Genomic DNA, 11547 nt, shown 5'->3' with positions numbered 1-11547 from the left:
ATGGCTTCCTCACTCCGTTCCGGCAAAGAAACCCGGCAGGCACGCAACGCCAGGCTTGCCGCGACGGCGGCGCCCAAAGTGAACAAGTTCGCGCTCCTCAGTGAGACCCTTTTGCTAGGAGTGTGCTTGTTTGTACTGGCGCTGCCCGTGGTGACTGCCCCGGCAGCCTTCGCGGCGGGTTCCGCTCATATGGAACGCCATATCTCGGGCCGTAGCGACAGTGTGGCCTCACTTTGGGCCGACTTCCGGGCGGCCCTGCCCGGAAGCTGGCGCTTTGGTCTGGTTGCGTTGGCGGCCGGCGTGGTGGCAGGCATCAATGCTTTGCTGGCTGGTTCGGAGCAACTTCCCGGCGGGACTCCGGTCCTCGTTGCTACGGTGGCTCTCGTTGCTGGGTTGGCTGTGGTGCTCTTGCGTACAGCTGCCCTGTGGCAGTTTGAACAGGAGGCTGCTCAGGTGCGCTCCAAAGACGTGCGCACCAAGGACGTACCCGCTACAGACGTGCCCGCCAAGGATGTCTGGTCCGGTGCATGGGCTCAAGCCAAGGTTGATGCGGCCGGTGATGTGTCCGGTTCGGTCTTGTTGCTGGCAGCCATGGCGATGGCTGTGACGTTTGTCTGGATGCTGCCGCCGCTGGTCTTTATTGTCCCCGGTGCGCTGGTACTGGCCGTTGTTGGTGTTCGGTACCGAACGGTAGCGAACTAGAGAAACAAGCAAACAAGCTAGTACAGCAAAAGGCCGGTGGCTTTGCAGGATTTCCTGCAAAGCCACCGGCCTTTGTTGTATGTCTTAGGATTCGGCGATCACGGCAACTGCTCCGGCAGCTACGATGCCGGTGAAGGCGGCTCCGCTGAGGAGCTCAGTTCCTTGGGCGCTCACCGTTGCATCGAGATCACTGTGGTTGATGGCGAAGAGGAAGCTGCGGCCATCAGCGTGCAGGCGGCGGGACAGCTCAACTCCGGCAGCCGCCGTCGTCGGAGCAACGATGCCGGATTCTTCTAGCAGGGCATCCACCAAGCCTTCCAAGGTGGCGGTGTCGGGGAAGGTGGCTAGGTACCAGGCGGATCCAGCGCCTGCGGTGTTGCGGGTAATGGCGGGTACTCCCTGAAGCGGGTAAGCCGTGAAGGAGACCTTTGCCTCGGCGCCGGCCAGATGAACGTGTTCGCTCCAGATGCTTCCCGCGTTGCCGTTGTCCAGCGCTACGGTGCCGGCCTCGGGCAGGGGATGGAACTCTTCTATGTTGATGCCGAGGAGTTCGCGGAAGGCGCCGGGGTAGCCGCCCAGACGGACGGCGTCGTTCTCATTGACGATCCCACTGAAGTAGCTGATAAGCACCGTGGCCCCCCGCTGAGCAGCGGCGGCAATGTTCGCTGCGGCACTGTCGGTGACGGTGTACAGGGTGCAAACGAAGACCAGATCGTAGTTCTCCAGGGCGGCGTCCGGGTGCACAAAGTCCACCGTGATGCCGCGCCGGAACAGCGAGCGGTGGAACGCGCGAAGCATATCCAGATACTGCACATCGGTGCTGGGATGTGAATCCAATTCGCTGGCCCACCACGCCTCGTAGTCAAAGACAATGGCTGCGCGGGACTCCACGCGGGAGCCTTGGATGGATGCCAGGGACGTCAAAGCGGAGCCAAGCTCCACCACCTCGCGCCAGACACGGGTGTTCGTTCCGCCATGAGGAACCATGGAGGAGTGGAATTTCTCCGAGCCCGCCTTGCTTTGGCGCCACTGGAAGAACATCACGGCATCCGCGCCGCGGGCCACATGGGTCAGCGAGTTTCTGAGCATTTCCCCCGGCATCTTGGGCATGTTGCGTGGCTGCCAATTCACGGCCGAGGTGGAGTGTTCCATGAGCATCCACGGTTTGCCAGCCGAGACTCCGCGCGTCAGATCGGCGCTGAAAGCCAACTCGATATGGCGTTCGGTATCGGCCGCGACCAAGTAATGATCGTTGGCGATCACATCGACGTTTTTAGCCCAGTCGAAGTAGTCCAAAGCTTTCGTGGCGCTGCTGGCCATGAAGTTGGTGGTGGTGGGAATCAGCGGAGTGACCTCGCGGATCACGGCTGCCAACATGTTGTAAAAATCGATGAATGCCCATGAACTGAAGCGCGCGAAGTCCAGTTGCTGGGTTGGGTTCAAGGTGGTGGGGGCGTTCCCAGGGGGCAAGATTTCGGCAAAGCTGCCGTAGCGCTGGGACCAGAAAGCGGTGCCCCATGCCTCGTTGAGAGCCTCGATGCTGCCGTAGCGCCGTTCCAGCCAGCTTCGGAAGGCCACGGTGTCCTCGGGTCCGTAGAATTCCGAGACATGGCAGCCCAGCTCGTTATCAACGTGCCACAAGGCCAACGCCGGATGGTCCTTGTACCGTTCGGCGAGAACGCGTGTCATTTTCGCGGCGTACGCGCGGTAGACGGACGACGACGGAGAGTAGTGCCGCCGTGAGCCCGGCCCCAGCGTGGTGCCGTCAATGGTGACGGGCAGGATTTCCGGGTGCTTACGTACCAGCCACGCGGGCGGCGCCGCTGTTGCCGTGGCGAGGGCCACGTTGATGCCTGCTGTGGCGAGATTGTCCATGATGTCATCGAGCCAACTGAAGTTGTAGTTGCCTTCGGCAGGTTCCAGCCAAGCCCAGGAGAAGATGCCCACGCTGAGTGCATTGACACCGGCTTGGCGCATCAACTCCAGATCCTCACGATGGACCTCAACGGGCCACTGTTCCGGGTTGTAGTCGGCGCCGTAGGCGATGCCCGGGATTTTGTCCCAGAACCGCGCCATCCGCAAGGCGCTGGCAGTTGCCTCCTCTGTGGGGAGTTCGCCGGTGCTGGTGTTGGGGGTGGGATGACTGGACGTCGTGGGGGTCAGGGAGGGCATGTAGCTCCTTGGGTCGGGTTCCTTAACGGCTTTGAATGATTCCTGGGCGAGCGTGTGGGTGGATGCGCTCACCGTGAAGAAGGTCAGTGGGTTTTTGTCAGCCGGCGGTGTTGTAACCCGTCAGTGGGTGTTACTCCAGTGCTGGAGCTGTTCCTCTGTCACCAGGCCGTCGGCCACGGTGACAGTGATGGACCGGGACAAGGGTTCTCCGGGTTGTAGTGTGAGGGGTTTGTCCCAGGCCAGGCATGAACCGACGCCCGGGTAGTCATGTGAACGGACAAACCACGGGTCCTGGGCTTCAGGCGGCGCTGTGAAGACCAGGGTTGCTTCCTTGCCACCAAATTCGCCCGAGAATGCGAGCCAAGGGGCGGAAGTGCCATTGACGGCGTCCTCCCCGGTGTGGGCGTTTGTCCGCACATGCACTCTCGCCGCCTGGGGGAAGCGCCAGAAGAAGCCGCCGTATCCGGCGGCTTCGCGGCCGTTGGAGCCAGGGCTGCCCAGCACCACCGCTGTGTCTGATGCTGGGGAAAGCGTAAAGTTCAGCTGCAGCGTCCACGCCCCAAAACCTGCCTCACGCCAAGACCAAGTTCGGGTTTCGTGGAGCAGCGTTTTGCCCTCCGGGTCCTGCCACGACAATTCTTGGCGGCAGGAAGAGTTGTCTTGTGTGGAACTGGTCACCACGACCACGCCGTGGTCCGCAAGCCACTCATAGGCGTTGGTGTCACGAACAAAGCTTGGCCCGCCCCAGAAGTTGACGTTGTTCACTGCCGGGATGGCGATGCTTGCGCCGAGGTGCCAGGGGTGATCCAAAGGCATGGCCGCTGTGACCAGGATGCCGCCGCGGGTGGTGACCGGGTGCAGATAGGGGCGGGGGGACAGTGTTTGGGCGATGTTCTGTCCACTGATTTCTTCAGCGAGAGGCACACCGGAAATGCTCAATGACGTCTCTGACGGGACGGCTCGGGCCCAGGGTGCACCAATTTCGCTGAAGGTGGCTTGCGCTGCTACGGCCCGCGCGATCCATTGGTCAATGTCTTTGACGACAGGGTGGGCGGCCATTCCTTCTCCGATCCAGTCCAGATGGGCGGGAGCTATGGGCGCGGGGTCTTCGGCGGTGCGGACGGCTTCGAGCACACTCATAAAGGCGCCGCTGTTCTCCAAAGAGCTCAACAAGGCGGTGCCATTGTTCCGGTGCGCTATGAGGTTTTCCAAAAGGTCGGTGCGGCCAAACTCCTGACGCACAGTGCCGGCAGGGGTGGTGATTTCCAAAATGTCTTCGGTGTAGTAGAAAACGGCCTGGGCTGCCGTGCCGTGAACCGTGACGAATGGATCAGAATCTGCGGCGGCACACACCGTCAGTGCGCTCATCACCGAGGGGCCTTGACGGGGAACAACCCGAACCGTGGAGGTGTCATCGCCCTCGATGTCATGGGCACGGTACAAATCGGTATCGACCCGTGCAATGGCCTCCGCCGAATTGATGCCGGCAATATGAAGAGCCGTAGCCACCGCGTGGGCTAACGGATTGGTGGTGACACCATCCACCACGTCCACGCCGTTGATGGTGCGTTTACCTGCCCAGCGGGAACGTTGGTAATAGGCCTTGTCGCGCACCCACATCCCTGACGCGGAGTAACCGCGGATAGTGCCCAGAGCGCCGTCGGAAATTAACTGAGCAAGGGCTGGCAGGGCCAGTGAGCCCAGCGATTGGAAGCCGATCTGGACAGCTTTGCCTGCTTGCGCGGCAGCCTCACGTAGTTCCTGGAATTGGGCCATGGAAGCTGCCGTCGGCTTTTCCAAATAGACATCGGCACCCGAGGCCAGCGCCGCCAAGCCCAGCGTGGCATGGGTCTGGATGGGGGTGGCGATGATGATGATCTCCGGTGCCGTGCCGGCAGCTAGCAACTCGTCCAGGTTGTTGAACACGGCCACGTGCTCCGCCAAGCGGCCCGGAGCCGGTGGGTTGGGATCGGCAACAGCCACCATTTCCACCAGGCCTGCCGCCACAAGCCGGTCCAGATTGACTAGGTGATGGGTACCAAAACCGTGTACCCCCACCAGTGCAACGCGGGTTGCTGGAGCTTGTGGTGAAGCGGAGTGTTCCGAGCTGGCCATGATGTGAATCCTTTTGAGGTATGTTCCGGGCGAGTTTGAGTAACTCAGAAGCGGCGCCAAAGCTGCCGCTGCAGGCCCTTAGCGTTAGCAGCAGGCATGGTCTTCATGCTGATATGAAACGTATCAAAAATGGATGAAGGTGGTCAATGCCCCATTGTGAGGTGAGCTCAGTGAGTCCCGTGACAGGAGCGAGGGAAAGAAGCCCAGTGAGCGCCATGAGACCAGCGGGGCTAATGCGTTCAGCGAACGCAGTGGGCTCGATAACAAAGTGGCCTTGAGCTGCTAGCCGAGAGTGCTGGCCCGCAGTATCAGTTCAGGCTTGAAGACCACGGAGCGCGGCTGCGCGTTGGGGTTTTCTACTTGCTCGGTGAGGAGCTCAATGGCTGTGCGCCCGATCAAGGCGGTGGGCTGCTGAATGGAGGTCAGTGGAACCACCGCTGAGGCGGCAAAAACAGTATCGTCATAACCAACCAGCGCAACATCTTGAGGAATCCGCAAGGTGCGCAGCATGGTCAGTGACTGCATGACACCAAGGGCGAGCAGATCGTTGGTGCAAAACAATCCATCAGGCAGTTCACAGGGTTCGCGTTCCGCCAGGGAGTCTCCTACCTCGCGTCCGGCAAGGACAGTCAAGTCACTGGCCTGCAGAACTTCAAGGGTGGCGCCGGTCACCTCGGCGACGGCGCGCCTGGCGCCTGCGAGGCGGTCGGTGACCTGGTGGAGCTGCTGCGGGCCGGCTACGAAGGCGAGTTTGCGCTTGCCGATGTCCAGCAAGTGCTGGGTAGCCATGTAACCGCCGGAAACATCGTCGGTGGACACGGAGCTGAATTCGCCTGTGCTTGAGGTGCTGTCCACCAGCACCACCTTTGTTCCACGCTCCGAGAGTGAGGTCAGGCGCTTGGAGTTCTCCCCGACAGGGGAAATAAGTAGCCCCTGGACGCGCTGCTCCTCAAAGAGCTCAATGTAGTGGCCTTCGCGCTGACTGTCGTGGCCACTATTGCCCAGGACTACGGCGTTGCCGCCCTGCGCGGCCGAGTCTTCCGCGGCCCGGGACACCGATGAGAAGAAGGGATTGCCAATATCCAAGACGATCAGTCCAATGGTGCGGCTGTGGCCAGCCCGCAGCTGGCGGGCCACGTCATTACGGACAAAACCAAGTTCGGCAATGGAATCCAGTACGCGGTCGCGCGTCTTCTGGGCTACGCGGCCAGGGTAGTTCAAGACATTGGAGACGGTGCCCACGGCAACGCCGGCATGGCTGGCAACATCCTTGATGCTTGCTGACCGCATGTAATACTCCAGTTTCGAGGTTCAGGCCGCAGTGTCCTGCAGAACCATGGTTGACATCACTTTGCATCCAAGTGTACTTTGAAACGTAACAATGAATCGTTTCAAGAGTGGGAGTGCCGTGAAAGTCTGCTTTCGGTCCAAAGTCGATCCCAAGAACCTGATCGAGTACAAGAAACGGCACGCAGCGGTGTGGCCGGAGATGCTGCGGGAACTCAAGGCTGCTGGCTGGAATGACTACACGCTGCACCTAGGGGAGGACGGGCTCCTGATCGGGTTTGTGGACTGCGATGACCTTGACGCAGCACGAGCCCGGATGGCCCTAGCCGAGGTCAACGCCCGGTGGCAGGGAGAAATGGCAAGTCTCTTCCCGGCGTCGGACACCAATCCCGATGAAGGGTTCATTGTGCTGGAAGAAGTTTTCAATCTTGAACACCAGCTGGCAACGGCTGGCAACGACGTAGAAGGAATCAACAAATGACGGATATGGCAACGGCGCTGAACCGCCTAGATGATCTGGCCATTGAGGTGCCCTCATGGGCATATGGCAACTCCGGTACCCGCTTCAAGGTGTTTGGTACCCCGGGTACGCCACGGACCATTGAAGAGAAGATTGCTGATGCCGCTCAAGTTAACAAGCTCACCGGCTTAGCCCCGCTTGTTGCCCTCCATATCCCGTGGGACAAGGTCGAAGACTACGACGCCCTCAACGCTTACGCTGCGGACCAGGGCGTTGGTCTTGGAACCGTCAACTCAAACACCTTCCAGGACGACATTTACAAGTTCGGCTCCTTGACTCACGTGGACGCGGCAGTACGCCGTCAAGCCATTGATCACCATTTTGAGTGCATTGACGTCATGGATGCCACCGGCTCCCGCGACCTGAAGATCTGGCTGGCAGACGGCACCAATTACCCGGGCCAGGGCGACATCCGCGGTCGCCAGGACCGACTGGCCGAGTCCTTGCAGGAGATCTACGCACGCCTCGGCGAGAACCAGCGCATGGTCTTGGAATACAAGTTCTTTGAGCCAGCTTTTTACCACATGGACGTCCCGGATTGGGGTACTTCCTACGCCCAGACACTGGCTCTTGGCGAGAAGGCACTGGTGTGCTTGGACACCGGTCACCACGCCCCCGGAACCAACATTGAGTTCATCGTGGCTCAGCTGCTGCGCTTGGGCAAGCTGGGTTCCTTCGATTTCAACTCGCGTTTCTACGCCGACGATGACCTGATTGTTGGCTCAGCCGACCCGTACCAGCTCTTCCGCATCATGTATGAAGTGATCCGCGGCGACGGCTTGGGCCCGGACAGTGGCGTGGCCCTGATGCTGGACCAGTGCCACAACTTGGAAGAAAAGATCCCCGGCCAGATCCGTTCCGTGCTCAACGTGCAGGAAATGACGGCGCGCGCACTGCTCGTGGACCGTGTTGCCCTGACCGAAGCGCAGAATGCCGGAGATGTTCTGGGGGCGAATGAGATCTTCTCCGACGCTTTCTACACCGACGTTCGCCCGGTTCTTGCCGGCTGGCGTGAATCCCGCGGCCTGCCGGCAAATCCGCTGGCCGAATTTGCTGCCAGCGGTTACCAGAAGAAGATCAACGAAGAGCGCGTGGGCGGAACCCAGGCCGGTTGGGGAGCATAAGAAATGACTGAAGCAACTAGCATGACGGCGGCCCCCACCAAGGCGTCCAGGGGTGCCGACACGGTGGCTGAACTGATCTTGCGCTCGAACCGTTTGGGTGCGGATAAGCGCAATACGAACTACGCCGGTGGTAACACCTCTGCGAAGGGCACTGCGGTTGATCCTGTTACGGGTGAGAACGTTGAGCTTCTCTGGGTCAAGGGATCCGGTGGAGACCTGGGGACTTTGAAGGAAACCGGATTGGCGGTGCTGCGTCTGGATCGTTTGCGCGCCATGGTTAACACGTACCCGGGTGTTGAGCGTGAAGATGAGATGGTGGCCGCTTTTGATTACTGCTTGCACGGCAAGGGTGGGGCTGCGCCGTCCATTGATACGGCCATGCACGGTCTGGTTGATGCGGCCCATGTGGATCATTTGCACCCGGATTCCGGTATCGCGATTGCTACAGCGGTTGATGGTGAAGCGCTCACCGCTACTATTTTCGGCACGAAGGTGGCCTGGGTGCCGTGGCGCCGCCCCGGTTTCCAGCTGGGCCTGGACATTGCTGCGATCAAGGCCGGAAACCCGGATGCTGTTGGCGTGATCCTGGGTGGTCACGGTATCACTGCGTGGGGTGCCACCAGTGAAGAGGCCGAGGCCAACTCGTTGTGGATGATTGAAACGGCAGAGAACTACATTGCCGCTCATGGCCGCAAGGATCCCTTTGGTGCGGAACTTCCCGGTTACGGCACACTGCCCGAGGCCGAGCGTCTGGCCAAGGCCGCTGCACTGGCACCGACGATTCGCGGATTGGCATCCACGGACAAAGCCGCGGTGGGTCACTTCAGTGACGACACCGCCGTCCTAGACTTCCTGGCTTCGGCCGAACACCCGCGTTTGGGTGCTTTGGGCACCAGCTGCCCGGACCACTTCCTGCGCACCAAGGTCACCCCGCTCATCCTGGATCTGCCGGCAGATACTTCGGTGGAAGATTCCATTGCACGCTTGAAGGAACTCCACGCCGAGTACCGCACCGATTACGCGGCTTACTATGACCGCAACGCCGTTGAGGATTCCCCGGCCATGCGGGGTGCTGATCCTGCCATTGTGCTGGTGCCCGGCGTTGGCATGTTCTCCTACGGGGCCAATAAGCAGACAGCACGTGTCGCTGGCGAGTTCTACCTCAACGCCATCAACGTCATGCGCGGCGCAGAGGCTCTCTCTACTTATGCTCCTATTGCTGAGGTGGAGAAGTTCCGCATCGAGTATTGGGCGTTGGAAGAAGCCAAGCTGGCCCGTCTGCCCAAGCCCAAGTCGCATGCGACTCGTATCGCCTTGGTGACCGGTGCGGCGAGCGGTATTGGCAAGGCTATTGCCACCCGCCTCGCGGCAGAAGGTGCCTGCGTTGTTATTGCCGACCTGAATCTGGAAGCGGCTCAGGCCGTGGCACTGGAGTTGGGCGGCCCGGATGTGGCCATCGGAATCCGTGCCGATGTCACGGACGAAGCCGCTGTGCAGGGCGCCGTTGACGCCGCCGTTTTGGCATTTGGCGGCCTGGATTTGGTGGTTAACAACGCCGGTCTGTCCATCTCCAAGCCGTTGCTGGAAACCTCCGAGAAGGACTGGGATCTCCAGCACAACGTCATGGCCAAGGGTTCCTTCCTGGTTTCCAAGGCTGCGGCCAAGGTCCTGATCGAACAGGACATGGGCGGAGACATCATTTACATCTCCTCTAAAAATTCCGTGTTCGCTGGTCCGAATAACATCGCCTACTCCGCTACGAAGGCTGATCAGGCTCACCAGGTGCGCCTGCTCGCTGCTGAACTGGGCGAATACGGCATCCGCGTCAACGGCATTAACCCCGACGGCGTGGTCCGCGGCTCCGGCATCTTCGCCGGCGGTTGGGGTGCCAAGCGCGCCGCCGTGTACGGGGTGGACGAGGAGAAGCTGGGCGAATACTACGCCCAGCGGACCCTGCTCAAGCGCGAAGTCCTGCCGGAAAACGTGGCCAACGCCGCCGCCGTGCTCACCAGCGCTGAGCTCTCCCACACCACCGGACTCCACATCCCGGTAGACGCCGGCGTCGCCGCAGCCTTCCTGCGATGAGCGGTGTTGGGGAAGCGGTGCCTGGCCCTGCCTCGGCGGGTAGGCTGTTCGCCGCCGTCGACATTGGTGCCTCCTCCGGGCGCGTGATTGTGGGGAGCGCCGGTCACGAAGCGGCGCAGCTGCATGTGGTGCACCGCTTCCCCAACGGCGTCATTGAGCGTCACGGCAGCCTGCACTGGGACTTTGCCGGACTCTTCGCGGAGGTCCTGACGGGTCTTGCTGCGGCCGCCGAGTTTGCCGCCGCAGCAGGCGGCGTCATCGAAAGCATCGGCATCGATACCTGGGCTGTGGACTACGGCCTGCTCGATGCCGAGGGCAAGCTCCTCAGCCAGCCCTTCAGTTACCGGGACGGCCGGGGAGCCGCCCAAGTGGCTGGCGTTCACGAACGCATCGCCACGGAACGGCTGTACGCCACCACGGGACTGCAACACCTGCCGTTCAACACGCTCTACCAGCTGGCTGCGGAGCCAGATTTGGCTGGCAAACAGGCCTTGCTGATCCCGGATCTGTTGGCTTACATGCTCACAGGTGCGCGCCGGACCGAATCTACGAACGCCTCCACCACGGGTCTCTTTGACGCGGTGGCGGGGGAGTGGGCCACGGAATTCCTGACCGCTCTGGGCTTGCCGGCAGAGCTGTTTCCACCGCTGATCGAGCCAGGTGAAACCATCGGCACACTGCTGACCGAGGTGGCCGAACGGACCGGGCTGGTAGCGACTACGAAGGTGGTGGCCGTTGGTTCGCACGATACCGCCTCGGCCGTTGCTGCCGTGCCCGCCACTAGCCCAAACTTTGCCTACATCTCCTCCGGCACCTGGTCGCTGGTAGGTGTGGAGCTGCACCACCCGGTCCTGTCCGAGGCGAGCCGCCTGGCGAACTTCACCAACGAGCGCGGCGTGGACGGCACCATTCGTTACCTGCGCAATGTGGGTGGGCTCTGGTTGCTGAGCGAATCCATGCGGACCTGGGAGCATGAAGTGTACGACGCCGGGACTCCGGCTTCCAGTGCCTCCTCCGCCACGCTGTCCTTGCCTGAGCTGTTGGACTTGTCGGAGTTGTTGGCTGCCGCCGCTGCCGAACCCGTTGGTGGACCACGCATCGACGTGGATTCCGCGGACTTCATCGCCCCCGGAAACCTGCCCGAGCGCATCCGTGCCGCGGTCAACGCTACGGGAGGGACGCTGGGCACCCGGCCAGCCGCCGTCGTACGGTGCATTTTGGACAGCCTGGCTGCTGCCTATGCAACAACGGTTGCGCAGGCACAGGAGCTTTCCGGCCAGCAGCTGGACGTCATTCACATTGTGGGCGGCGGCTCGCAAAACCGGCTGCTGTGCCAGCTTACGGCTGACGCTACCGGGCTGCCGGTGGTGGCGGGACCGGTGGAAGCGACGGCGCTGGGCAATGTGCTCATTCAGGCACGGGCCGCCGGTGCTGCGCCGAGTTCGCTCACGGAATTACGCACCATTGTTGCTGCGAGCCATCCGGGCATCCAGTACCTGCCACAGCACTAACAACGCGGAAGTGCTGCGGCAGGGGGTTGCC

The 11547-nt window shown here is 61.5% G+C and carries 8 protein-coding genes; 5 read left to right on the top strand and 3 right to left on the bottom strand.

Translation table 11 applies throughout. From position 1 onward, the window contains the following. Positions 1-702 (top strand): Poxvirus protein I5, encoded by a 702-nt coding sequence (locus tag AB0P14_RS11615; protein ID WP_363842042.1) that lies wholly within the window; start codon positions 1-3, stop codon positions 700-702. A gap of 84 nt (positions 703-786) precedes the next feature. Here the strand turns inward: AB0P14_RS11615 and AB0P14_RS11610 are convergent, their stop codons facing one another. The 3 genes from AB0P14_RS11610 to AB0P14_RS11600 form a co-directional block, all read right to left on the bottom strand. Beyond that, the gene (locus AB0P14_RS11610; RefSeq protein WP_363842184.1) at positions 787-2778 is read right to left on the bottom strand and encodes a beta-galactosidase; all 1992 of its coding nucleotides are present in this window, start codon (positions 2776-2778) and stop codon (positions 787-789) included. A 216-nt stretch (positions 2779-2994) separates the two neighbouring features. Then, positions 2995-4989: a DUF6807 family protein gene (locus AB0P14_RS11605; protein WP_363842039.1), complete on the bottom strand. Its 1995-nt coding sequence runs from the start codon at positions 4987-4989 to the stop codon at positions 2995-2997. 282 nt (positions 4990-5271) lie between these two features. Further along, positions 5272-6279: a LacI family DNA-binding transcriptional regulator gene (locus AB0P14_RS11600; protein WP_363842036.1), complete on the bottom strand. Its 1008-nt coding sequence runs from the start codon at positions 6277-6279 to the stop codon at positions 5272-5274. Positions 6280-6397: 118 nt separating this feature from the next. On the opposite strand from AB0P14_RS11600, the gene AB0P14_RS11595 reads away from it, so the two are divergent. From AB0P14_RS11595 to AB0P14_RS11580, 4 genes are read left to right on the top strand one after another with little or no spacing between them, the layout of a single operon-like run. Then, positions 6398-6757, top strand: a complete 360-nt coding sequence (locus AB0P14_RS11595; protein WP_363842033.1) for an L-rhamnose mutarotase — start codon at positions 6398-6400, stop codon at positions 6755-6757. Continuing rightward, positions 6754-7920, top strand: coding sequence for an L-rhamnose isomerase (gene rhaI / locus AB0P14_RS11590; protein ID WP_363842030.1), 1167 nt, complete (start codon positions 6754-6756; stop codon positions 7918-7920). Before AB0P14_RS11595 ends, rhaI begins: the two co-directional genes overlap by 4 nt. 21 nt (positions 7921-7941) lie before the next feature. Beyond that, a complete protein-coding gene (locus AB0P14_RS11585) occupies positions 7942-10005 on the top strand; it encodes a bifunctional aldolase/short-chain dehydrogenase (protein ID WP_363842181.1) in 2064 nt (687 codons plus the stop codon). Continuing rightward, positions 10002-11516, top strand: a complete 1515-nt coding sequence (locus tag AB0P14_RS11580; RefSeq protein WP_363842027.1) for a rhamnulokinase family protein — start codon at positions 10002-10004, stop codon at positions 11514-11516. Before AB0P14_RS11585 ends, AB0P14_RS11580 begins: the two co-directional genes overlap by 4 nt. The last annotated feature ends 31 nt before the right edge of the window (positions 11517-11547 follow it).

This window comes from Specibacter sp. NPDC078709 (assembly GCF_040686795.1).
Lineage (GTDB): Bacteria > Actinomycetota > Actinomycetes > Actinomycetales > Micrococcaceae > Specibacter.
Note: the sequence above shows the minus strand (reverse complement) of the source record. Positions and strands in the feature narration are given on the sequence as shown.

Coding starts and splice junctions, on each gene's coding strand:
- AB0P14_RS11615 (WP_363842042.1), top strand. CDS start 1: ATGGCTTCCTCACTCCGTTCCGGCAAAGAAACCCGGCAGGCACGCAAC.
- AB0P14_RS11610 (WP_363842184.1), bottom strand. CDS start 2,778: ATGGCGCGGTTCTGGGACAAAATCCCGGGCATCGCCTACGGCGCCGAC.
- AB0P14_RS11605 (WP_363842039.1), bottom strand. CDS start 4,989: ATGGCCAGCTCGGAACACTCCGCTTCACCACAAGCTCCAGCAACCCGC.
- AB0P14_RS11600 (WP_363842036.1), bottom strand. CDS start 6,279: ATGCGGTCAGCAAGCATCAAGGATGTTGCCAGCCATGCCGGCGTTGCC.
- rhaI (WP_363842030.1), top strand. CDS start 6,754: ATGACGGATATGGCAACGGCGCTGAACCGCCTAGATGATCTGGCCATT.
- AB0P14_RS11585 (WP_363842181.1), top strand. CDS start 7,942: ATGACGGCGGCCCCCACCAAGGCGTCCAGGGGTGCCGACACGGTGGCT.
- AB0P14_RS11580 (WP_363842027.1), top strand. CDS start 10,002: ATGAGCGGTGTTGGGGAAGCGGTGCCTGGCCCTGCCTCGGCGGGTAGG.